At 39.6% G+C, this 24,859-nt stretch carries 17 protein-coding genes and 1 pseudogene; 9 read left to right on the forward strand and 9 right to left on the reverse strand.

Annotated elements, in window-relative coordinates; translation table 11 throughout:
• Positions 1 to 108 precede the first annotated feature (108 nt).
• The 3 genes from AB7E63_RS09365 (at position 109) to AB7E63_RS09375 (ending at position 3,594) form a co-directional block, all read left to right on the forward strand.
• Positions 109 to 765: a hypothetical protein gene (locus AB7E63_RS09365; RefSeq protein ID WP_428419327.1), complete on the forward strand. Its 657-nt coding sequence runs from the start codon at positions 109 to 111 to the stop codon at positions 763 to 765.
• A 284-nt stretch (positions 766 to 1,049) separates the two neighbouring features.
• On the forward strand, positions 1,050 to 2,684 hold the full coding sequence (locus tag AB7E63_RS09370) for a hypothetical protein (RefSeq protein WP_050784585.1): 1,635 nt from the start codon (positions 1,050 to 1,052) through the stop codon (positions 2,682 to 2,684).
• An 82-nt stretch (positions 2,685 to 2,766) separates the two neighbouring features.
• Positions 2,767 to 3,594, forward strand: coding sequence for a hypothetical protein (locus tag AB7E63_RS09375; protein WP_006342550.1), 828 nt, complete (start codon positions 2,767 to 2,769; stop codon positions 3,592 to 3,594).
• A gap of 22 nt (positions 3,595 to 3,616) precedes the next feature.
• On the opposite strand, the gene AB7E63_RS09380 is transcribed toward AB7E63_RS09375, so the two are convergent.
• The 3 genes from AB7E63_RS09380 to AB7E63_RS09390 form a co-directional block, all read right to left on the reverse strand.
• Positions 3,617 to 6,013, reverse strand: a complete 2,397-nt coding sequence (locus tag AB7E63_RS09380) for a hypothetical protein (RefSeq protein WP_428419329.1) — start codon at positions 6,011 to 6,013, stop codon at positions 3,617 to 3,619.
• Between the two features lie 169 nt (positions 6,014 to 6,182).
• Complete coding sequence (locus tag AB7E63_RS09385; RefSeq protein WP_059359785.1) at positions 6,183 to 7,130, reverse strand: rhodanese-related sulfurtransferase; 948 nt, start codon at positions 7,128 to 7,130, stop codon at positions 6,183 to 6,185.
• Positions 7,131 to 7,190: 60 nt separating this feature from the next.
• Positions 7,191 to 8,090, reverse strand: coding sequence for a fused DSP-PTPase phosphatase/NAD kinase-like protein (locus AB7E63_RS09390; protein WP_226987450.1), 900 nt, complete (start codon positions 8,088 to 8,090; stop codon positions 7,191 to 7,193).
• 285 nt (positions 8,091 to 8,375) lie between these two features.
• On the opposite strand from AB7E63_RS09390, the gene trxA reads away from it, so the two are divergent.
• Positions 8,376 to 8,696, forward strand: a complete 321-nt coding sequence (trxA, locus tag AB7E63_RS09395) for a thioredoxin (RefSeq protein ID WP_006342546.1) — start codon at positions 8,376 to 8,378, stop codon at positions 8,694 to 8,696.
• 44 nt (positions 8,697 to 8,740) lie between these two features.
• Here the strand turns inward: trxA and AB7E63_RS09400 are convergent, their stop codons facing one another.
• The 4 genes from AB7E63_RS09400 to hisS form a co-directional block, all read right to left on the reverse strand.
• Entirely contained in the window at positions 8,741 to 9,193 is a 453-nt protein-coding gene (locus AB7E63_RS09400) for a tRNA (cytidine(34)-2'-O)-methyltransferase (protein ID WP_039377831.1), read from the reverse strand.
• 65 nt (positions 9,194 to 9,258) lie between these two features.
• Positions 9,259 to 10,038, reverse strand: coding sequence for an FKBP-type peptidyl-prolyl cis-trans isomerase (locus tag AB7E63_RS09405; protein ID WP_006342544.1), 780 nt, complete (start codon positions 10,036 to 10,038; stop codon positions 9,259 to 9,261).
• Between the two features lie 76 nt (positions 10,039 to 10,114).
• Positions 10,115 to 11,896, reverse strand: coding sequence for an aspartate--tRNA ligase (gene aspS / locus AB7E63_RS09410; protein ID WP_013925617.1), 1,782 nt, complete (start codon positions 11,894 to 11,896; stop codon positions 10,115 to 10,117).
• A gap of 30 nt (positions 11,897 to 11,926) precedes the next feature.
• Complete coding sequence (gene hisS / locus AB7E63_RS09415) at positions 11,927 to 13,372, reverse strand: histidine--tRNA ligase (RefSeq protein WP_039377828.1); 1,446 nt, start codon at positions 13,370 to 13,372, stop codon at positions 11,927 to 11,929.
• 668 nt (positions 13,373 to 14,040) lie between these two features.
• Between hisS and AB7E63_RS09420 the strand changes: the two genes are divergently transcribed.
• Positions 14,041 to 15,438, forward strand: coding sequence for an ATP-binding protein (locus AB7E63_RS09420; protein ID WP_284452723.1), 1,398 nt, complete (start codon positions 14,041 to 14,043; stop codon positions 15,436 to 15,438).
• 169 nt (positions 15,439 to 15,607) lie between these two features.
• On the opposite strand, the gene AB7E63_RS09425 is transcribed toward AB7E63_RS09420, so the two are convergent.
• Positions 15,608 to 16,624: a hypothetical protein gene (locus AB7E63_RS09425; protein WP_428419333.1), complete on the reverse strand. Its 1,017-nt coding sequence runs from the start codon at positions 16,622 to 16,624 to the stop codon at positions 15,608 to 15,610.
• Between the two features lie 184 nt (positions 16,625 to 16,808).
• A complete protein-coding gene (locus tag AB7E63_RS09430; protein WP_013925615.1) occupies positions 16,809 to 18,332 on the reverse strand; it encodes a sodium-dependent transporter in 1,524 nt (507 codons plus the stop codon).
• A 210-nt stretch (positions 18,333 to 18,542) separates the two neighbouring features.
• Here AB7E63_RS09430 and AB7E63_RS09435 point away from each other — a divergent pair, with 210 nt between their 5' ends.
• From AB7E63_RS09435 to AB7E63_RS09450, 4 genes and pseudogenes are all read left to right on the forward strand, one after another.
• Positions 18,543 to 19,769 carry a TolC family protein gene (locus tag AB7E63_RS09435; RefSeq protein ID WP_186003487.1) on the forward strand — a complete coding sequence of 409 codons (1,227 nt, stop codon included), beginning with the start codon at positions 18,543 to 18,545 and terminating at the stop codon, positions 19,767 to 19,769.
• A 1-nt stretch (position 19,770) separates the two neighbouring features.
• Positions 19,771 to 20,955 (forward strand): efflux RND transporter periplasmic adaptor subunit, encoded by a 1,185-nt coding sequence (locus AB7E63_RS09440; RefSeq protein WP_006342536.1) that lies wholly within the window; start codon positions 19,771 to 19,773, stop codon positions 20,953 to 20,955.
• A complete protein-coding gene (locus AB7E63_RS09445) occupies positions 20,955 to 24,164 on the forward strand; it encodes an efflux RND transporter permease subunit (protein WP_059359794.1) in 3,210 nt (1,069 codons plus the stop codon). The genes AB7E63_RS09440 and AB7E63_RS09445 overlap by 1 nt, the downstream gene beginning before the upstream one ends.
• A gap of 12 nt (positions 24,165 to 24,176) precedes the next feature.
• Positions 24,177 to 24,859 (forward strand): annotated as a pseudogene (locus AB7E63_RS09450) (oxidoreductase); the annotation flags it as partial.

Consider the following 24,859-nt stretch of genomic DNA (forward strand, 5'->3'; position numbering starts at 1 on the left):
TTAGAAAAAATTGGTGCAGACAAACATATTCATGTCTCGTTGCGTGAGAAGGATGCTTTTTGGAGTCCCGCTTTTAGGTAGGCGTTTTGCATTGCTTTTCTTTTTCATATGCTGGCTTTTGGTTTATTTCGTGTACAACCCTTTAAAATTAAAGGGAGTCAACTAAATTTCCCTCCTGCCGTTGTAAATGTAGATTTTGAAGTCGATAAAGATGAAAATTTGGCGATTGCGTCTATTGAATATGAAAAAAAAATGGATTGGTTACAGCCGATTGCATCGACTCCTCTTTTTCCGGAGCTCTCCTACTCGCAGACAATTCAGAGCAATCCTTCAATGGATGAACAAGTTCCTTTGCAAAATGCGAAGACTCCAACGACCATACATCCTGTTTTTTGGGAAGAGTGGGGAGAGGTTTCGCCTTCATACAAAATGGACATACAACTTGTAAGTAAGACAGGGATGATTGAGTCAAATGCGAAAGATGTTATGGAAAAGTATGCACAACAATTGTGTCGCTTCTCCTCTTGTTATTTGAGTTACCAGATCTATATAGATCCCTTAACAGGTCACTTGGTATATTGGAATCTGTTGGATTCTCATCCACTTAATCAAAAAAATATTCTTGTTTTTGTTGAAAAGCTTTTGACTCAATTTCAATGTTTTATGGATAAGAATGAAAAGGGAATTTTGCAGGAAGCGATCCTAGAATTTTCGTTAATTTCCTGTTGTTCGGATGAAAGCATAACGGAGGATCTTTGTGATTGAACTGTCCCCCACAATGGCAATTATCATCTATCTTGCACTGACCCTGTCGACTTTGCTTGGCATATGGATTTTTTATCATTATAAATCGCGCGCAAAAAAGGTGGTGTTATCCGAAAAAAAATTATTTGTTTGTGAATACTGTCATTTCGCCTATCTCGACCGAATAGAAAAAAGAATAACACAGTGTCCTCAATGTCAATCGCTAAACGAACATCGGTAACTGGTTAGCTAGCGCGAAAATTTGAAAATTCGAAATGTAATTTTTAAATTTATTTGGAGCTATTATGCAACCGATATCGAAAGTTTGTTATGAATGCGAATTGCACTTCTCAGGGATTGTTGAATTTCATAAAAATAACGAGGGGCCCTTAAAATTAGATCAACCCCTGATTTTGAGGTCTCTTAAAGAAGCTCTCAGAGAAAAAAAAGGTCCTGCAGCAAAAAGTTTTGCGGCATCAGACTTTGCATCACCTAGAAAAATCAAAAACAGAAAAGTTCTTGAAGAATCCTTTAAGAGCCTCATTCACAATGCGGCTAAGAGAAATACAAAAAATTTTATTTCGACAGATTTTGAAAAAGAACATCCAGATAAAAAAATTAAAGCGACAGAAAGAGAAAAAGAAGAGCCTTTTAAAAGTTCTAATGAAGCCTCTTTTAATCAAAAAAATCCAGATTATAAAAGGACTAACGCCGAGCATGCTCATCTTATCGAATATATCAGTGAAATGATCAAAAAAATTCACCTTCTCTCGTTGAGTTCTCTGATGTGTGGGGAAGCAAAATATGCCAAAGCAGCCCATCAGCTAAAGGAAAATCTGTCTCTGCTTCCGCTGGTCCGCAAGTTTGATTTAATCATTCTGGAAATTGATTATATTTGGAAATTATTTAAGGAAGGGCTTTTTATTCAGGATTGGAAAACAAACCAAGATTTTATTTATCAAGAATTGGTGAGCAATCCTTTTTTTATAAGGCTTTACGAAACAAAAGGTGTTTCCGAATTTTTTTATCCCTTGGTATCCATTCGATCTTTTTTTGCATCTTCTAGCGTGGATCGAGCGTTCGATCGCTACGAATTAGTCCAAAAAATGAAAAAGTTTTATGAGCAACTTCCTATCCCTGAAAGGATGGATCCTCATCTAGAGAGCGAGGGCTCACTGCGTCAGCAGCAGACAACTTTGGCAAAAAAGAGCAAAGAAGGCTATTCCACAACAAAAATTCCACAAACACAATCGAGCAAATCAAAGAGACAAAGATCTTTATCAACTCCTCGAAAGAAAAGCGAGGCTTTAGATATAGAGAATATAAAAAGGGAAGCTTTGTCTTCGCCAGAGTCGAGTCCAACGGGAAGTCTATTTTCTTCTTCCGAATCTTTTAGTTTCAGCATTGCTTCACATAGAAGCTCGAGTTTTTGTGATAGCTCAAGCTCACATACAGATGAAGGAACCTCAAGCGATTCTGAATTTTCTTGTTCAGAAAGATTTTCTTTTGATGAGAGTTCTTGCACCGAAGATGAAGCTTCAGAGGGACTTGTAGATGAATTTTTACGAAGAACCACCAGAAAAAAAACGGCTTTTTCGAAGAGTCGGATTATTAGCCAAACAAGGCTTTCTCGCAGAGAGCATAAAAATCTGGAATTCACTGCAAAAGCTGGTTTTTATTTAGAATGCCTCGAAAATAAAGAACTTTGTTCAAGAGTCGTGGAAATTATCCAAACCGCTTTCAAGTTTCCTCTTTCAGCAGTTTATTTAAAAGAAGGCCTTGGAAAAATGGAGGAAAAGGGTCCTGGAAAAATAAAAATCATCAAAGCGATTCCTCACCATCTTTTGGATAAAGATAAAAGAAAGCAGAGACGGCAAATTCTAAGAATGCTGGAGAGAATCCAAAGAAGAGAAGGGATTTTTCCCTCACAAGAAAAATAGGAAAGAATCGATCGATTGTCTATACTTTTAAGCAAACAAAAGATGAAAATTAAAAATAATCTCCTTTCTTTAAAGTAAGGCTATGCAAAAACTTAAAATGTGGAATGAAAAAGCTTCTTTTACTGAAGCTGAAAAAGAATGGGATCAGGGCGCCTTAAAAGCGGCGCAAGAAAGTCCGATTCAGGGTTTAAAAAAGTTGCCTTCTATGCCAGGAATTACTCCAGATACTGCAAAAGGTTTAAAATGGAAAAGTCTCTGTTGGATGATTAAGCATGACAGCGACAGAAAAATTTTACGCGGTTTTTTGCGCCATCCTCTAAGGCATGCATGGAATTACTTGAAATCGCTTTTACAAGATAAACCTTATAAACGGGAAAACGATTTTTTTCTCTATGGAATTCCATCTTTGGATGATTTCAATCAGCTGTTGAAAAAAAAGGATACATTATTAGTTGTCGGATTTTCTTACTGCCATAAACCTTTCGAATGTCCTTCGGGTCGTTTTACAGCCGATTGCCAACATGATGCTTCTAATCCCGTCTGTAGGCAATGTTTTATTGGGAAAGTGATGAATGCTCTCCCTGATCAACATACGATGGGCTTTGCAATCCCTACCATACATTACATTGGGGGAAAGATCTTTGAATTAATGGCACAGTATCCAGAGAAACAGCTCATCTTTATGATTACAGCATGTGAGATGACTCTTCAAATGTTTGGAGACTGGGGAAACATGGTGGGGATCCAAGGCATTGGAGTGCGATTGGATGGAAGAATTTGCAATACCATGAAAGCCTTTAAATTATCGGAAGAAGGTATCAAACCAGGTTTGACCGTCGTTTTAGATGACACCAAAGCCCGGATGATGCAATGGGTAGCTGAAAGAAGAAATGCCGAACTTGACCCATAAGGTCAAGCCGGCTAAGTAAAGGCTATTTAGACTTTTTCGGAGATAATTTTTTTATTGCATCTTGGATTGCCGCGTTATCAAGATAAGTCTCTTGAGTCCAAGCCGTGAATATTTCCAATCTTCTAGGTGTCAATGATTTTTTAAATTTATCTTTTTTCAATACTTTGATTACGAGGTCTCCAGAATTTTTCAAATGTTGAAGATAATACGCTCTTCTTTTTTCATCTTTAAAATCTAAACAAGCTAAGATAAATGTTTTGCAAAATTCTGTATTTTCATCATTTGTAAATGATTTTATGAACATTTCTTGAAAAGCCTTTTTTGTATAATAATGCTTCAGTATTCTTCGCATATACACAACTTGCTCATCAAGTTTTAACGACAAAGCACCTTGGCTTACATTGTAAAAGGCCATCATCGTGGAATTTTTTGCAAGCAGTGCTTTTAAGAAACTTTTTAGATTGTCGCTTGATGAAAGAGTTTCAAAAATAAATTGGATGGATGCAAGTGGGAGTTCCTTTCCAAATCCTAAGGCGTCATAATGTCCCAAGTCTTCTATTTTAAATGCTTTTATTTTTTCTTTAAAATTATTTTTGCTTGATTTAGTTAATTTTTGAGACAAAAAGGCAAAATCTTTGCTTAGTGCTACGGATTTTTGCATAAATTCAACTTTTTCCAGATTAGCTGAAATGGGAGATGGCGCGGCATTTTGAATGAGAGTTCCCTCAATAGGAGGAAGAGGGGGTACGGGTGGTGCTTCAAGCGGCATTTGAGATTTGCGTTTTGGTGGTCTAAGAATCGTTGCTTTTCCATTTACAGGTTCATTTTCTTCAAGCTTAGAAACTGAAGTTCCCGAAGCGTCTGACTCATCCTCTACGTGAATTGTATTATTTTCAGCTTGTGCAGAGCTCATGCTTGTAGAAGTCGGATTGGGAATTTGCTGAGGTTCGACTTTAACATCTGGTATAACGTTCACTGTTGGTTGGGTGACTTTGGTTTCAGATGCTTCAACATCTTCTGCTGCATCTATATTGATAGGAGCGGGTACTTGTATTGGCTGCGGCTCTTTTCCATCGGTTGGAATGCGCATGACTTTTGTCGGACTTCCTATTGGATTACTCGTAGGATAAACGACTTTGGTCTCAGGAGATTCTGTTTTTACAGTAGACTGAGTATTTGTTGCAACTTTAGTTTCAGAAGCCATTTTTTTTGCGAGGCTTCCATTTACAGGGGCGCTAGTGGATTGAATGGCTTCAGTCTCAAGAGCCTTGTGCGGTGTAGAGGGGGGTGTTTGAGTAGGCTGAGGTTTTATTCTAGCAACTGGGGATTGCGCTGTTTTTACTGGTTGAGTACTTTTTGTTGGTGAACCAGAAAAAGAAGAGATTAATTTCTTTACGGATAGTTTTTTGTTTGTTGCTGATAGGGTTTGTTGTGCCTTTGGCTGAACGACCTCTGTGCGAGTGTCCTTTGGAGGGGTTGGAGGCTCAGCTTCTAAAGAGGGCGTATGCATTACTTCAGATTCAGCTTCTCTGGTTTCTTTCCCTCTATTTTGGACGGCAGGAGTAGCTTCTTTTGTGAGAGATGCTGCATTTGATGGCTCGACGACAGCCGCTGGTTGCGCATGTTGAGCTTCTATCTCTTGAGGATTTGTTGCCTCAACGGATGCGGAGGAGGCAACTGATGGTGTGCTTGAGGGTTCTGTAGAGAATACTGGTTGCTGAATTGAAGCTTGTTCTTCTGCAGTAGGACTTGGAGCTTGTTTAACAGATTCTTTGGTCTCAGTTGATTGAGCTTCGACTTCTTCATCTTCCTTTTGGTCTGTTTCTTCCGGTCTTTCAGTTTCAGTAGCTGAATGCACATCGGGTACAGAAGGGGATTCAGGGTCTTGAGTTGTTGGCTCTGTTGTTGTTTTAGTATCAGATTTTGGTGGAATCTCTGTTTGATTTTGTGCAGATTCGCTTGCTGGCTGATCTTCTGCTTGCTTTTTTGTTTCCGTATTTGGGGTTTCGGAAGGCTTTTTTGGTTGCCCAGGAGATGGATTGCCGAGAGTTTTCCCTATATCCTTGATTTTTGTAAGGATGCCGTAGGACGTTGTTAAACCATAACCAGAGAAAAAATTCTGAATGGCTGAGAAAAAACGTCTAAACCAAGATCCTTTTTTTAGCTGAAATTGATTGGCAACATTTGCAAGCCTCTGGCGCTCTTCCTGGGAGTTTTCGGTATTACGAATATGCTTGTGTAGGTGATAGAGTTGACGAACTGTGGATACTTTTTTATCTGATTTTAATGTTGTGTCTTTAGCAATAACTTGAAAGGTTTTACCGCGATAAACGAGTATTTTATCGGAAGTCTGAACATTTTCATTAGAGGGAGCGAGCTGCAAAAAATGTGAAATACCAATGAGGGGTTTGCTGGGCATATTAAATCCTATGTTATTTAGAATTGTTATGATTTTTACTTAAAGCTAAGCATTTTAACGAAATGACTTATTTAAATTCATAGATTTGTTGAGGAGTGTTGATGAGGAAGTGAAGGATTTCTCTCCTTTGTCTACGTTTCAGGAGGCAAAGGAGAGAAAAAGAAAAAGATTAGGCTTCTTTTTTCTTTTCTGTGAAGTAATTATGCCATTTACGAAATGGTTTGTGAGGATTTTGATCGTGATAAGGGCGAACTCTTGGAGCGTCTTTGCATGCCTCCTTACAGCAACCTGCTAATTCCAATAGGCAATCAGAACAGCAAATAAACAAATGGTTGCAATCCATATTTGCGCAGTTGTAATAAGATTCTGCTGAAACACCGCAATGGTGGCATTTTGCGATCACTTCGGACTCTTCCTCACTGATGGGAACTGTCATCCTGTCGTCAAATACAAAGAGCTTTCCTTTCCAATGTGAAGAACCTTCCTGAAGACCATAATTAATGACTCCCCCATGAAGTTGGTAGACTTTTTCAAATCCTTTTTCTTTTAAAATGGAGGAGTAAAGCTCACATCGTATCCCACCTGTACAATACATCATGACCGGCGTTTTTTTTGGATCGACTTGTTCTTTTAGGTTGTCAGAATATCCATCAAAATCGCGAAAAGTTTCGCAAGGAGGGAGCTCTGCATTTTCAAAATGACCAACTTTCCACTCATAATCGTTGCGCACATCAATCAAAATTTTGTGTTCTTGGTCTTCTAGCATTTCACGCCATTTTTTGGGGGAAACGTGTTCTCCTCGCAAGTTTAGATTAACGGCTTTGTCGTATGCGACTAGGTTTTTTCTATATTTAACACTTTTTCGAGGAAAAACATGCTCATGATGTGTATGCAGTTTAAATTCAACTGTTGCAAAATCGGGTTTGGCATGCAACCAGTTCATGTAGGCTTCAGCATCTTGGTCGGAGGCGCTCATCTGCCCGTTGATACCTTGTTCGGAGATGTAAATACGAGATGAAACGTCTCTGTCTTTAAAAAATTTTTGGTGAGATATAACTTCTTCTCGTGGATTTTCTAATGGAGTGAAATGATAGTAAGCTAAAACATAATACGGCATGGCAAATCGTTGGGTTTAATTAAAAATGAAGATGAGTATAGATTAAGGTTGTCTTTTTTTCTAGTCATTCAAAGCGTGCCATTTTTTTTCAAACCAAAGAGACCAGGGTGTTTCCAAATGATGGCCGTCCTTACAATATTCATAAAACAAACGAATAAACTCGGCTCTTTGCTCGGCATGTTCATGCTTCCAAAAATGATCGGACGGTAAAGAAAGAATATTGATTCCCCCCAATGCTTCATGTCTTTTGACGATATTTTCAAGAGAAACTTTTGTGGCATTTTTGACGATATCATACATCACTAGGAAGGTCGTGGTTCTTCCCTGTCCAGCTGAACAATGGAAATGTAACCATGTATCGGGCGAAAGTGTTTTAACAAATTCAAGAAACTGGTCGATGATTTCATCTGTAGGGCGGCAATGATCCGTTACAGGAAGTCGCAAGTAATCGACATTAAGCGAATGGGCAAGCTCTTCTTCTGTAAAAATGTCACGTGGAAAAAGAAGCACAGGGTATGTTTTTTGTTTATAGGCGACTAAAAAAGGTTGTTTTCCACTTTTAGAAAGTTTTTGTAGTTGATCATCCTCGATTTGATCAAGCGTTTTACCGCGGTTGCTCCAGCCTCTTGTTCCATACCAACTGACTGCATCACCATTAATAAAACCGTGCGATTCTTCGCGCAGATCAACAATTGTCACTTTATTCGTGGGGAGAATAGATAAGATCTTTTGTAGGGAATTTGCACAAAACTGAGCGCTTGCCGAGGCATTTAAATCTGACAGATGATCAGAGTTTATGGAAGGGGCCAATTCTTGATGGCAAATACGAAAATGACGTGGCATTTCATCTTGATTAGACATATTGACTAATAAAAATGAGGCCGTGGATTTTCCAATCAGCGGGTAAATGAAAAAGAAAAAAATAAAAATCACTGCAGTGATATAAAAAACTTTAAGCATGCAAAATCCAAGGCCCAAAAACAGTTTAAAAATATGGATCCAATTTTCTAACTTTTTAAACACAAAATGTTAGGTTAGAAACATGCGCTGGTCCATGTTTAAATTAGAGAAAATATATAACACGCAAACTTAAAGATTTAATAAAGATACCTTCATTCATTTTAGCAAAATTGGCTAGGAGGAAATCGGTGGAAGAAAACGAAAGAATATGCGATAATAAGAGTAGAGATAAAAAGACGCTCCGACTTGTTCGGATTTTCTCATTCACTAAAATAAGGGGAGAATATGGCAGAACAATTAAAATATTTAGATGATAAAAATTTTCAAGAAACTATTTCTAAGGGTGTAACCTTAGTTGATTTTTACGCAGATTGGTGTGGTCCTTGCCGTATGATTGCTCCTGTGATTGAACAGCTAGCCACAGAAATGGACGGAAAAGCGACGATCGCAAAGCTTGACATTGAAAATGCTCAGGAAACCACAGCGGATCTTGGAGTCACTTCTATTCCAACCATCATTCTTTTTAAAGATGGTGCAGAAGTTCGCCGAGTTGTTGGCTTAAAAGATATTGATGCGTTGCGACAGTTGATCACAGCCGCTCTCTAACGATTTTAACCTCTTTTGAAATTGAACTCGATTTTCAAAAGAGGTTATTCTTTTTTAAATCCTTTTTGTCTCCATGCTTCATAGACGCCTATTCCTACTGATGTTGCTAAATTCAAGCAACGCACACCAGAGACCATAGGAATTTTCACACAACGATTCGGCCATTTGTTTGTAATCGATTCGGGCAGTCCATGTGTTTCAGCGCCAAAGATAAGTAGATCTTTGGGTTGATAGCTTACATCTGTGTAGTTTTGTGTGGCATGGCTTGAAAAGAAATAGAAATTTTCAGAGGTTCTGTCTAACAACTCTTCAAGATTGTCTAGAACCTGAACATTGACACCTTCCCAATAATCGAGCCCCGCCCGTTTTAGCCAGCGATCAGTTATGGAAAAGCCGAGGGGACCAATTAAGATGAGATTTTGTCCCGTTACAGCACAAGTACGTACAACATTCCCTGTATTTTGGGGAATTTGAGGTTGGAAAAGAACAACAGCCACGCAATTAAACCTTAAAAAAGAAAGGCAGCTATTGTAAAATAGCTGCCTAGCAATATGAATGAAACTTAGCGAGAATTTTTGTCTGAATTTTCATCAGAAAAATCAGGTAAAGGCTTGGATTTGTCTTCCGCACTGTTATCTGATTTAATCACTTCAACGTCAAAAATGAGGAGTGAGTTTGGAGAAAGATGTCCTGAAGTGCCGTAGCCTAAATCAGGGTGCACGAACAGTTTACGTTTTTCCCCTTCTTTCATCCCTAAAATACCTTTGCTAAAGCCTGGTATTGTTTGGTCTAGAGGTACTGTAATAGGGCCTCCAGTGTCATCCGAGCTTCCGAAAACGGATCCATCAATATACTTTCCTGTATATTTAACAAGAGGAGAAGCATGTTCTGTGACTGTTGGCTCATGGCCTGCTTCGACGATCACATACTGAAGCTTGCCTGGCTCAATTTCCACGAGATTTGCTGTTTTGAGGTTATCCTTTAAAAACTGATTAGCAGCCTTTAAATTTTCACTCGCTAGCTCTGTGTAAGCCTTTGCTTGCAACTGAGTCATCATTGTTTCGTATTCTTGATCTGTCAATGGTGACGGTTTATTGGCTGCCCCATCTCGCATTCCTTTAATGATACTTTCGAGATCGAACTTAATGCCTGGAGCATTCAAATTACGACCAATAAAGTTACCGAATGCTTCAGAAAGTTTCATGATGTCGATCTCTTGAGGAGCTGCTTGCGCAGGTTTAGACTCCTGTTGAGTTGCTGTTTGATCAGCAGAAAGAGCACCAGCTTGAAGAAATAGGCTTGATAGAGCAACAAGAGCCCATATGCGACTTTTCTTAATCATAAATAAATTTCTCCTCCTAATTGGAAATAAAATCAATCTTGTACTTTAGGCGATCCGCGAAATTCTGTCAAAAAAATCAGTGTTTCTTTTCTTCTTCGACGGAAATTCCGAGTTCATGCAGCTGCTTTTTTACCACCAAAGAGGGGCATTCGAGCATAAGGTCACTGGCTTTTTGTGTTTTAGGGAAAGCAATGACATCTCGAATGTTATCTGTACCTGTTAGGAGCATGACCAAACGATCCAATCCTAATGCCAGACCTAAGTGAGGAGGTGTTCCGAAGCTTAATGCTTCAAGGAAAAATCCAAATTTTGTTTTGAGTTCTTCGGGTGTTAATTTGAGCTTTTCGAAAATCTTTTGCTGCAATTCACTGCTGTGAATCCGCTGAGAGCCGCCTCCAACTTCATACCCGTTTAATACGAGATCATATCCGGAAGAGCGCATTTTTAAAGGATCTGAATCTAGCAAATGCAAATCTTCTGGAAGAGGGGATGTAAAGGGATGATGTTCGCTTTCTAAGCGCTGTTCATCTGGATTCCAATTAAATAAAGGGAAATCTCTTACCCACAAGAATCGATAGGTATTTGAAGGAATCAGATTGCGATCTTTTGCAATGCGCCGACGTAGATGGTCGAGAGCTTGGTTAGTGCTTGATTTTTGATCAGCCACCATGAAAATTAAATCACCGTTTTCAACCTGCAACCGTTCGATCAGCTGTTGTTGCTGTTCAGGTGTAAAGAATTTGACAATATTAGAGGTTAATGTGCCTTCTTGCATTTTCATCCAAGCTAATCCATTGATTCCAAAACGTCCGACAAATTCTGTATAGGTTTCAATTCCTTTGCGTGTTATGTCAGAGCCGCCTTTAACGCAAATCCCCTTAACAGTTCCGCCTTCGCGAAGCTGATCAAGAAATACAGAAAAGCTAGATCCTGCCACAATGTCGTCAAGCGTAGAAAGTGTCATTTCAAAGCGCATGTCCGGTCTGTCGCAGCCATATTTTTCCATGCAAATGGCATGAGAAAGTGTTTCAAATGAGGAGGGGATCTCAATGGAGCAGCATTCTTTAAATAGCGTTTGTATGAGGCCTTCAATGATTGGAATGAGAATATCTGGTGTTGCAAAGCTCATTTCGAGATCGATTTGTGTAAACTCGGGCTGTCTATCTGCGCGAAGGTCTTCATCTCGGAAGCAAGGGGCGATTTGAAAGTATCGATCCATTCCCGCAACCATTAAGAGTTGCTTAAAAATTTGAGGCGATTGAGGAAGCGCATAGAAACTCCCCGGGTGAACGCGAGAAGGAACCAGATAGTCACGAGCCCCTTCTGGAGTGGATTTTCCAAGAATAGGAGTGGAAATTTCGAGAAAACCTCTTTGGCTGAGATAATTGCGCGTAGTGAGCATTGCTTTATGTCTAACAATGAGTTTTTCGGCCACATCGCCTCGGCGAATATCCAGATAGCGGTACTTTAAACGGAGTTCTTCATGCACTTCAATCGATTCATCACAAATAGAGAAAGGAGGAGTTTTAGCGGTAGACAAAACTTCAATATGGTCTACAACAACTTCGATGTCTCCAGTTGCTAATTTGGGGTTTTTCATATCAAGTGTACGTTCGATGACGTGACCTTGAATTGAAATGACCCATTCCGAACGCAGTTTTTCACTCACAGCATGAGCTGCAGCATTCGTTTCTGGGTCAAATACAAGTTGAGTTAAACCATAGCGGTCGCGTAAATCGATGAAGATAAGACCTCCATGGTCACGACGACGATGAACCCATCCCGAAAGGATTACGGAGGTGCCTGTATCTTCTTGACGCAATGACCCACAATCGTGGGTTCTAACAAAATTAAACATATATCTCCTGAAAATCGACAATCAGTTTAGTTATTCAATGATATCTTGGATTTCTTCCATGGCACTTTGAAGCTGCTGAGTCAGATTTTTCGTTTGTTCGATAGATTGGGAAATTTTTTTAAAAAAGAACTCGGCTTCTCCAGGCTCTTCAAAAGGTCTATGCATTTCATTCCAAACTTTCAAAATGTCATGGGAGCTTGTTTCGATTTCCAGAATTCGATTTAGATGAAAGAGAGGTGCTGTATAAGTTTCCCCAGTCGCCATTTCTTTCAGTTGGACTTCTCTTTTTTGGAGTTCTTGGTCACCCACAACGGCGACAAAACGAGCTCCCACCTGATTGGCAAGCTGCATCGCTTTTCCAATTTTTTTTCTTGAGAAATCCATTTGAACCGATATGCCTTTTTGACGAAGATCGTGTGCCAGCGTAAAACATGTTTTTTCGGCTTCTTTACCCAGAGGAATAAAGAATAATGCGGGTTGATAGGGATTAGGAAGAGCAATTTCTTGCTTTAGCATTGTTTGGATAATTCTTTCAATGCCAGTTCCAAAGCCAAGTGCAGGAAGATCTGGCCCGCCGATCGTTTTAATTAATCCATCGTAACGACCGCCGCCACCGACGCTGTTTTGAGCCCCTAGTTGGCCGGAAACAATTTCAAAAACAGTTTTGTTGTAATAATCTAAACCTCGGACAAGGTTGGAGTTGACTACAAAAGGAATGTTTAATTGTGTCAGAAGTTGTTTGACGGTTTCAAAGTGGGTGCGTGATGCATCATCCAAAAAGTCGAGGATCGAAGGCGCTGAAGTGACGATTTTTTGATCGCCAGGATTTTTAGAGTCTAAGATACGCAAAGGATTTGTTTCAAAACGTGTTTTACTATCTTCTGAAAGGCCATCAAAATGCTCTTTTAAATAGTTTTTCAAAGCCTCTTTATAAGCAATGCGGGCTTCTGGTGTTCCAATGGAGTTAATATAAACTTGCAGGTTAGATAGACCTAGACGTCTGTACAGTGTGTAGAGAAGATCAATGACTTCTGCATCTTGTTCAGGCGCATCGCAACCAATGACTTCGACACCAAACTGATGGTGTTGACGATAACGTCCAGCTTGGGAGCGCTCGTAGCGGAACATTGGGCCGATGTAAAAAAGCTTGTGTGTGCGGGATTCTGTATGGAGATTATGTTCGACAAAAGATCTAACAACAGGGGCAGTGCCTTCAGGGCGTAGGGACATGGATCTACCACCGCGATCTTCAAAGGTGTACATTTCCTTTGAAACTACATCAGTTGCTTCTCCAACACCTCTTTTGAACAATTCTGTGCGTTCAAAAATAGGTGTGCGAATTTCTTCAAAACCATATTCAGCAGCAAGTTTGCGGATAACGGATTCTACATATGTCCATAAATGAGATAGCTGCCAAGTTTCTTCTGTGCCACGGGGAAGTATATCGAAAACGCCTGGAGGTTTAGAAATATCCATAAAATCATCCTTTTTTTACTAAGTCACACAAGTATATGTTGTTGAAAGAAAAGAGTCAAAAAAAAGGCGAAGAGGAGGGGATTGAAAAATATTCAGTTTTAATATTTGAGATTTATATTTTATAAATGGCTGAATTCAAAATGAGCGAGGCCGTTTCTATCGTTCGGCTACTGTAAGCGCTTAAAGCTATGCAAAAGCCAACGTTTTAAACATCTTAGCTATTCTTTCAGCGTTATTAATGCCTTCTTCAGATAGAGCTGTTGCATCTGAACTGCTCCAACGTCCCGTAAGTGTGTGTTTTGATATCTTGAGCTCTATATAAGGGTATTGTCCCAGGCTGGCAACACAAAAAGTACAAAAATTTTCAAATGACATAATTAAAACCAAATTAGTTTAGCTATTAAGCCTCTGTTTTTTTTACAAAATATTTTTATTTTCCATTTTTTTAAATAAAATGAATGTATTTGTCAAGAATCTGGCAGAATCTGGCAGAATCTGGCAGAATCTGGCAGAATCTGGCAGAATCTGGAAATCCAGCGATTTTAAAAATCCAAAAACCATACATTCAGATATCTGAAAAGACATATGTTTATCTGGCAAAATCTGGCAGAATCTGGCAGAATTTGGAGAGGTATAAAAGACTATTGATATTCTGCTAAGGAAGTACGATGGATATTTTAAAGCTTTTAAACATGCCAGAAGGAAGGACTTTAGAATTTAAAAGGGATCTTTCTTCTCTACAACCTATTCTTAAAACTCTCGTTGCATTTGCTAACACCGCAGGTGGCATTTTAATTGTAGGAAAAGAAAATGATGGAAGTGTTACAGGAATCAAGGATGTCTTTGAAGCAGAAGAACGTTTGACGAATGCGATATCAGATAGTATTTATCCCCCTTTAATGCCTGAAATTGATGTTATATCGATAGAAGAAGCCTCTCTTCTTATCATCAAAGTTGCTCATTGGCTTGGGCCGTTTTACTTGAAGGCAAAAGGTCCAATTAAAGGTGTTTATGTCAGACTAGGTTCGACAAATAGAGTTGCAGAACAAGAATTGTTAGATGAATTAAATCGCTCTAAATCCAAGAAATTTTTCGACCAACAGCCGTGTCCTGGTACAGATATTCATGATCTTGATATGGAAAAAATTAAAAAACTATTTAGCGGTATAGGTAAAGAGATTGATCAGCAAAAATTAATTAGCCTTGGAGTTCTTGTTCCTCATTTAAAGAAAACGATTTGTTCAAATGGTGGGGTGATTCTGTTTGGTAAAGATCAAATCCGGGAACATTTTTTTCCAAATGCGGTGGTTCGCTGTGCGAGGTTTTTGGGAACGGAAAAGGTAGAATTTATTGATCAATACGATACGCAGGGTTCTATTATAGAAGCAATTGAAGAGATCCAGAAATTTATCAAAAGAAACACTGCTCAAGGTTCAAAAATAACTCAAATCAAAAGAAAGGATATTCCAGAATATTCACCTGTTATAATTCGCGAAGTTATGGCCAATGCTTTAGTCCATGGCGATTATTCTCTTCGAGGAATGCATTGTCGATTGATGATTTATTCCGATCGCATGGAAATAGAAAGTCCAGGGATGCTTCCATTCGGATATACAATGGAAGATTTTTTTTCGGGCGTTAGTCATGTAAGAAATAAAGTGATTGCTAGAGTTTTTCGGGAATTACGTTTCATAGAGGAATGGGGTACAGGTTATAAACGGATTGAAGCTGTATGTCGCAAGGATAATTATCCTCTTCCAGTCTGGCAAGAATTGGGATCAGCTTTAAGGGTAATCATTGAGCCTCACTCCTTAAAAGAAGCCTATGTCCTCTCTGAAGATCTAACACAACTTACCTATAGGCAAGAAGAGTTAATTTCTTTTTTTCGAGGCAACAAAAAACTTACAGCCAAAGATATATATGAAAAGTTCAATCATTCTATTTCTGAAAGAACTTTGAGAGCCGAATTATTTGAATTAAAGCAAAGGAAATTTTTAGAAAAAATTGGGAATGGACGGAATACATATTGGGTTTTAAAGAATTCAGATCGACGAGGAGAAAGTTAACAGAAAGCTTAAATTTCCATATCCTAGCAAGAGCAAAAATCAAACCTGAGAAAATCAGGAAGGTTTTATTGATATAGCTGAAAGAGTGAAGGGCTTGGTCTATCCGTCCGGAATCCTGCAATTTACAAATTGCAGGATTCCCACTAGGTCTGGTTTGATAAGAAAAAGATTAATATTGTCTCGCTCTTTTTTGTAGATCAAGGCTAAGGATAATTTTTTCTTTATCAGGGGTTTCAAAAATGAATTCTCGCTCATTCTTTTTACTCACAAAACGTAATGTGTTGCAAGACTGAAGTTTGTCTAGATCATCCGGATTGTTGAGGGAGAGCTTAGATCCTGGATAGAAATCGAAAAATTCAATAAGATAATAACTCACGATACAAGCTACTGTGCGCTTGATTTCATATTCGCCAGCCCAACGAATTCGAAAGGTATTTGAATTTACTAAAGGGGTTGGTTTCCTAAATAAACCAGTGGTTCTAAAAAAACCGGGCAATGGAACATTATCTCGGTTAATTGTTACTGTATAAAAAATACAATCGGGATAATTCCAAGTCTTTGAGTAAGCCGAATAATGCCAGTCTAAAACCGCTCCTCCAAAAAAGAGCATGTTTCTATTGGAAAGTCCACTATTATCCCATACGGATTTTTCTTCCTTGGGTAAATCCCCAAGCCAATGCTTGGAACCATCAGCCCGGTGTTCTTCAAAATTACTATAATAATTTCTCCATAATGCATAATGATCGAGCCCTCCAAATGAAAGCATATCACCGGGTTCGACTTGGAAAGATTTATTCTGTTGGTGTGTTAATTTGTACTGAGAGCCATCTTCAAGGGTTACATTATAATCCCCAGATTCCAGTTTTTCCACGTCGAGTATAGGGACTGAATCTTGATTGTTGATAATTCTAGATTTAAAACATGAAGTTTCACGAGTCTTAGGGTTCGTTAAAAGCAGAAGGTATTGGTAGCTTCCCTCTGTAATTTGATCAATTGTTTTATCTTGTATGTAAAATTGATCGCCTAATTTTATTTCATTTTTATTTTGTTCATCATATAAAAGATCATACCCATCGATACTAAACCCTTTTTCATATACATTGTGAACAACATGAAGTAGAGGCGCCGCAAAGCCAGAAGTCGCGCATATCAGAAATATTATTAAGGTGGAAAATTTTTTAATCATTTAATTTTATTCCTCTTTTTTAATCTCAGAAATCAAACTTTAAACTAGAAATAAACTCTTGTCTATCTCATGGTTAATTAGATTTTTTCACAAATCCTCGCTTGGCTTAAGTCGTCTTGCTCTGGTTCTTGAGGCAAGTCCGTGTGGGCATTACAAAAAAGGAGGACTTGAGCCCTCCTCTAGATTATTCAGACGATCCGATTACTTCTGGTGTTTTTGCTTTAAAGAGGGGTTTTCGTTGAGTGAACCAGCTAAATTCTGTTGACCAAGTTAAGAAACCAGAGAAGAAGAGTGCCCCTACAAGCCAAGACCAGCGGACTCCTTTGGCAATATCAAAGCCATCAAATTCTTGAAGCAAGTTACCTACCAGGATGCAAGTCAATACACAGGGTGCAAAATAGCGCAGTAAAAAGGCATATATTGTCAATTTATTGCCGCTGTACCATAGCGGGTCTTCGCGTGTTGTCTTTGATGCATATTGGAATGTAGCAATCAGGGCTAATCCGCCAATTAACATGTTTATACCCAATACCATAGGAGCTAAGGCGTCAATGATGTGCGATCCATTGCCCATGCAAAACGCGATTCCAAACATTCCCAAGATAGCGGTTGTAATGGTCACAGCTTTTTTGCGTGAAAAAGCGAATTCCACTTCGAAGTTTCCAGCGATGCTTTCTACAATGGAAAAAACACCTGTAATCCCTGCAATAAAAATGCAGGTAAAGAAGATAACACCCATGACAATCGAGAGCGTCGTTCCAAAAAACTTTAACATGGTTGGAAATAGAATAAATCCAATATCAAATGTGGAATCTGTTGATAGAATCGCATCAAAAGGAATTTGTTGGATATAGCTGACGTGAGCTAAACAACCAAAAATAGCCAATCCTGAGATAAAGGAGACTGCAAAGTCACCTAATCCCACCCAAATCATGGCGCGTGCAATATTCGTATTTTGGCCTGTATGTCTGGAGTAACCGACAATAATTCCTAATCCCAATGAGAGGCTAAAGAAAAGTTGTCCAAAAACATCTCTCCACAAAGTAGGATCGAGCAATTTAGAAAAGTCGGGTTTCAGGTAAAAATACAACCCATTAATTCCCCCGGGCAAGCAAAGCATGACTACAGCCAAAAGGGTCATAATAAAGGCCATTAAAGGCATAAACAATGTGCAAATCTTTTCAATTCCATCTTTGACATTACGCACAAGGACGAACCAGGTTGCTGTACAAACGGCTACAGTAGAAAGCAAAATAGTCCATGAAAGAGACCCGAATTCACGAATAGATGGCGTAATATTCAAGAAGGAATGAAGAAAAAACGCTTGGGAGTCGTCGGGAATTTGATTAGTTGCAGCAAAATACGTATACGCGACCGAGTAACCTGTTAAAACAATGTAAAAACCGCCAATTGTCATGCAGCTCAAAATCGCAAGCCAGCCTAACATTTTGCCTTTTTTACCCAATACTTTTCCGTAGGCGCTAACGACAGGAAGCTTCCACTGGTATCCAATTAACCCTTCAAGCAGCAACATCGGAACACCAAGGCTAAGAAGAGCGATAAAATAAGGAATTAGAAACGCGCCTCCTCCATTTTTGTAAACTTGAGCACTAAAAGCCAGCACGTTAGCAAATCCAACAGCTGAGCCAATTAATGACCAAATATAACCCGACTGTTTGTTCCATGTGTCGGATGAATGATTCGACATGGATGCTCCCTTTTTGAAAGTTGTAAGAACTATTTTAAAATATTTTTTAATTTTAGCCAAGGATAACATTTTAAAGACCTAATAATCAAGGAATAATTCTTTTATTGAAATCGAGCTGCCTGTACTTCGAGCTTGCTTCAGATTGCATGAAAGAGTAGATAAAGATTAGATCTGTTTTTTTGGGGAAACGCATATTTTATGCAGAAGAGCTTGATTATACTTATTTTGTTTTTGTCTTTCTTCGCCACAACCCTAGCCGTTTCTCAAGAAAAAGTGTTAACGCTAGAGGAGGGAATTCAACGCGTACTCGCTTGCTCTCCTCAGTTAAAAATGAGTGAGGCAGAGGCAGAAGAAAAAAAAGGACTTCATGTTCAGGCGGGATTTTATCCCAACCCTATTTTGTCCTATAGCGTCGAAAACGTTTTTGGAAATCGCAATTGGCATGGATGGAATGCGGCCGAATCCCGCTATGAATACGCGCAATTAATTGAAACAGGAGGGAAGAGAGAGCTTCGGTCCAAAACAACCGATTATCTTTTTCGAGCAGCCTGTCTAGGTGTGGAAGTTGCCAAACTTCAACTTTTGAATCGCTTTACGAGAGCCTTTATTGATCTTGTGGCGGCACAAGAGCAATTGCGCATTGTGAAAGAACAAAACAAAATTGCTAAAGAAGTTTTATATGTTGTTTCGGCAAAAGTGGAGGCTGGGAAAGTGTCCATCATCCAAAAGCATAAGGCCGAAATTAGCGTTGCGAACGCGGATATTTTATTAGAAAAGGTTCGAGTAAATTTTGAAACGGCTCGTGAGCAAGTCTCTCAATTTTGGGGGGAGACAGTGCCTGATTTTGAGAGTGTGGGCTTTAATTTTTATTTTATCCAAGCTCCCCAATCTCTAGATGCCTATTTGGCTTACTTACACGACCATCCAGAATGGATTCAAGCCCAACTCGAGCAAAGCGCGAGTCTGCAAAGTGTTTATTTAGAGAAGTCGCTTGCAATTCCAGATGTAACCCTATCTGTTGGGTATAAGACTATACGGGACACACACAATCAAGGCATGATATTAGGTGCCTCATTGCCTATTCCGGTATTTAATCGAAATCAAGGGAATATTGAAAAATCACGAGCCAATCTACGCAAATTGGAAGATTCATTTATGGCCTTGCAAGTTTTATTAGAGAATAAATCAGCTGCAATACACCGAGAGTTTATGCGTAGTTATCATGAATCGAAACGATTAAAAGAAGGGATTTTAGAAGCGGCATTACAAGCTTTTAAATTATCTGAAGAAGGTTATAGAGAGGGGAAATTTGAATATTTAGACATGCTGGATTCACAAAGGACCCTATTTGAGATCGAAGATCATTATGTCCAAGCTTTAAAAAATTATCATAGCAAACAGGCCGAACTTCGGTATTTAAGCAGTCAGGTTGATTAGGATGGAAAGAAAAATAATCTTGCTTATTGGAGGCGTTCTGCTTTTTCTCATGCTGTGGTTTGGATGGGGCGCCGAGAGAAAGACAGAGGTAAATGATGGAGATAAAGTTGCTGTGCATGACCATGCCCAAGAAAATTTTATTCATTTGACGCCTCAGCAGATTAAAGATTTTGACATTCAAATTAAGGAGGCCTCATCAGGAGAGCTAGACCTTCAGCTATCAGCCCGAGGAAAAATTGTGTTGCATCCCGATCGTCTTGCGCATGTTCTTCCCAAAATTTCGGGTGTTGTCAAGGAAGCCAAGAAAAATATCGGGGATACCGTCAAACAAGGAGAGCCACTTGCGGTTTTTGAGAGTCGTGAAATTGCGGATATGAAGGCGACGTATCTAGCTGCTTTAGAAAAAATGCGGTTAAGTCAATCTCTTTTTGAACGAGAATCCCGTTTATATGACAAAAAAATTTCTCCCGAACAAGATTATTTGAATGCAAAATCGTCTTATGAGGATTCCAAAATACAATTACAACTCGCTAAGCAGAAGTTGCAGGCTTTGGGGATCAATGATGAAGCCCTTCCTGATTTTGCACAGGAAAATGACCCCTCTCTCCGTTTATATACCGTTTATGCACCAATAGATGGAACTATTTTACAACGGCACATTACGACCGGAGAATTTGTAGAAAGTACTGCTGTCATTTATGAAGTCGCAGATGTGTCTAAAGTATGGGTTGAAATAGGGATTTACCCCAAAGATGCTTACAAAGTCAAAGAAGGGCAGCATGTGGAAATCACAATTCCAATTGAAAACCTCACAGCAGATGCCAAAATTATCTATTTAAGTCCCATCATTCAAGAAGAAACCATCACAGCAAAAGCCATTGCAGAATTGCAAAATGATGAGAACAAATGGAGACCGGGAACATTTGTGACGGTGAATATCGGAACAAAAAAAGTTCCTGCCGATATTGTTGTGCCAAAAGAGGCCATTCAAAATATTAACGGACAGGATGTTCTCTTCATTAAAACGCACGATGGCTTTGAGAGCCGAGAGATTCAAAAGGGAACGAGTGATAAAAACAATGTGGAAGTGCTTTCGGGCATTAAATCCGGAGAAAAATATGCGGCTTCACACACGTTTTTATTAAAAGCTGAACTAGGCAAAGCTGAAGCGGAGCATGAACATTAATGATTCACGCGATTTTGCAAAGAGCCTTACGTTATCCCTACGCGGTCATTTTTATCACTTTAGTTGTTGCTGCCTATGGAATTTATTCTTTCACACAACTCCCTATCGATGCTGTTCCAGATATCACGAATAATCAGGTCCAAATTAACACGGTGTTACCAGGTTTTTCACCTGTTCAGATGGAAAAACAAGTGACCTATGTGATTGAAACCGCTCTAGCAGGTATTCCAGGTTTACAGTTAACTCGGTCACTAACCAGAAATGGATTTTCACAAGTGACAGCTATTTTCGATGATCATTTGGATCTATATTTTGCGCGTCAGCAAATTAATGAAAGACTAGGAACGATCAAACAGAATCTTCCCGAAGGGGCGGATGTGCGGATGGGTCCTATCTCCACAGGTCTTGGGGAAGTGTACATGTGGACCGTAGATTTCAAACATCCGAACGGGAAAGATGCTCAATTCACTCCAGGATCTCCAGGCTGGCAAAAAGAAGATGTTTATTTAACTCCTGAAGGGCAGCTATTAAAAACGGATGTTGAAAAATTTGCCTATTTGAGAACCGTGCAAGATTGGATCATTAAGCCCCAGCTGAAAGAGGTTCGGGGATTGGCAGATGTGGATTCAATCGGAGGATATGTACGTCAATATCATGTAGAGCCCAATATTGAGCGCATGATTGCCCTAGGTTTAAGCTATCATGAAATCATGGATGCCCTCAAAAAGAATAACACAAGCATTGGCCCTGGCTATATTGAAAAGGGAGGCGAGTCATTTTTAATTAAATCGGATGAACGCTTAGAATCTCCCAGCGAAATTAAAAAGATTGTAATAGCCACAAGAGATGGTATTCCAATTCGTGTCCAAGATATTGCTGAAGTCAATATTGGGAAAGAGCAACGCACGGGCAGTGCGAGTAAAAATGGACATGAAGCTGTTGTGGGGACTGCCATGATGTTAATCGGTGCAAATAGTCGAACGGTTGCCCAAAATGTAGATCAAAAATTGCAGGAGATCAATCAAACGCTACCCCCAGATATTGAAGCTCGGTCCGTTCTAAATCGCACAAAATTAGTGAATGCCACCATTACAACGGTAGCTAAAAATTTGGGTGAAGGGGCTCTGTTAGTTATCATCGTTCTTTTCCTTTTCTTAGGACAAATACGTGCCGCTTTGATTACTGCCACCATCATTCCCTTATCCATGTTAATGACAGCTATCGGGATGACGAAATTTAATATCAGTGGAAATCTAATGAGCTTGGGTGCGATCGATTTCGGGCTCATTGTAGATGGAGCCGTGATTATCACCGAAAACTGTTTGCGTCGACTGGTCCATAAGCAACAAGAATTGGGGCGGATATTGACTTTCAACGAACGTTCGAACGAAGTTTTGAGCGCAAGTCAGGAAATGATTCAGCCTACAGTGTTTGGTCAGGCCATCATCATGTTAGTGTATATTCCGATTTTGGCATTATCTGGTGTAGAAGGCAAAATGTTTCACCCCATGGCAATCACCGTGTTATTTGCTTTGCTATCTGCATTCATCCTTTCTTTGACGTTCATTCCTTCTATGATTCTTGTGTTTGTGAAAGGATCTTTACAAGAGAAGGAAAATCCTCTCATTGAAGTCACCAAAAAATGGTACAAGCCTATTCTTGAAAAAAGTTTAAATGCACCCATTTTAGCATTAGCGGGTGGGGGATTGGCCATTTTAATTGCGGCGTTTCTTTTCAACTTTTTGGGGCAGGAATTTATTCCCAAGCTTGATGAAAAAGACATAGCCATGCATGCGGTAAGAATTCCGAGTACTTCTTTGACGCAATCCACTTTGATGCAATCGCAGGTAGAAAAAACCATTCGCAAATTCCCTGAGGTGGCATATGTGTACTCTAAAACAGGGACAGCGGAAGCTGCGACAGATCCCATGCCTCCCAATGTTTCCGATACATTTATTTTTTTAAAATCGGCTAATGAATGGCCGAATCCCAATCTTTCGAAGGAAAATTTAATTGTAAAATTAGAAAATGCATTAGAAAAAATTCCGGGGAATAATTACGAATTCACCCAGCCTATTGAGATGCGTTTCAATGAATTAATCTCAGGGGTCAGAAGTGATCTTGCGGTTAAAATTTATGGGGATGACTTTGATAAGATGCAATCGACTGCCATGCAAGTAGCTGTTGTTTTACGTAAGCTCCCAGGGGCTGCGGATGTTAAAATCGATCAAACGAAAGGGTTACCCGTTTTGGATGTGCAAATCGATCGAGATGCAGCCAGCCGTCTCGGCCTGAATGTTTCAGATGGCTTAGATGTTTTAGCCATTGCAACGGGAGGTGGAAAGGCGGGGCAAATTTTTGAAGGGGACCGTCGTTTTGACATTCTGGTCAAGCTACCAGAGAATTTGCGTGAGGATCCTACAGCTTTAGCGGGTTTACCTATCCCCATTTCAACTAAAGGTGGACGGGCGCACTTTCCCAATGTTCCTCTAAGCGAAATCGCTCAGATTAAAATTGCAGAAGGTTTAAATGAGATTCGAAGAGAAAATGGCAAGCGCTTTGTGGCTGTTCAAGCCAATGTAAGAGGGAGCGATCTCGGTTCTTTTGTTGAGCAGGCTAAAGAGCAGATTCAAAAGCAGGTCAATTTACCTAAAGGTTATTGGTTAGGATGGGGTGGTCAATTTGAAAATTTGATGTCTGCCAGACAACGTTTAGCATTAGTTGTGCCGATTTGTCTTGGAGCGATCCTCTTGCTTTTATACATTGCTTTTCAATCGATCCGTTCAGCTCTGATTATTTTTTCCGGCGTTCCATTTGCTTTGACAGGTGGAATCCTAGCTTTATGGTTGAGAGATTTTCCTTTTTCCATTTCAGCGGCGGTGGGATTTATTGCTCTTTCTGGGATTGCTGTGCTAAACGGAATTGTTTTAATCAGTTCGATCGTCCAGTTGAGTCGTCAAAATATTTCGCAGGATGAGGCAATTGTAAAAGGTGCCTTGCAACGTTTGCGACCTGTTTTAATGACAGCTTTAGTGGCTTCATTAGGATTCATTCCAATGGCTTTAGCTACAGGGACGGGAGCGGAAGTTCAAAAGCCATTGGCAACAGTCGTGATTGGAGGACTGATTAGCTCGACACTTTTAACATTATTAATTCTTCCAACTTTATTTAAATTATTTGGTATAGAGGAAGAGAATAAACGTTTTTAAAAGGTTGATAAAATGGAAAAAGAAAAACATCATGCACCCATTTGTCATGGGTGTACAGCGGGAAGTGACCATGATCGGGAAATCCCTGATATTGATTTATTAAGCCCCTTAAAAATTCGAGGGATTACCTTACGCAATCGCATCGTGATGTCTCCCATGTGTCAATACAGTGCCATCGAGGGGATGCCGAATGATTGGCATTTAGTGCACTTAGGAAGTCGGGCAGCGGGTGGGGTTTCGCTTGTGGTTGTGGAAGCCACTGCTGTGACAAGAGATGGACGAATTACACCTTTTGATATGGGAATTTGGAGTGATGATCACATTGGTCCTCACTCCCGCTTAGTTGAATTTGTTCAGAGTCAAGGTGCTGTACCCGCGATTCAGCTTGCCCATGCAGGACGAAAAGCAAGCTGCGATGTGCCATGGAGAGGTGGGGCTTGCTTAAAGACCGTGCAAGAGGGCGGTTGGACAACTGTTGCTCCTAGCCCAATTCCTTTCCTAGACACAGATCCCCGTCCCGAAGAATTAAATGAAGAAGGGATCTATGAAATGATAAAGGCCTTTGAAAATGCCTGTAAAAGAGCGTTAAAAGCTGGATATAAGCTCATTGAGATTCACTCAGCACACGGATATCTCCTCCATCAATTTCTTTCGCCCATTAGCAATCAGCGTACGGATCAATATGGGGGAAGCTT

The sequence above is a fragment of the Parachlamydia sp. genome (genome assembly GCF_050255895.1).
GTDB classification, from domain to species: domain Bacteria; phylum Chlamydiota; class Chlamydiia; order Chlamydiales; family Parachlamydiaceae; genus Parachlamydia; species Parachlamydia acanthamoebae.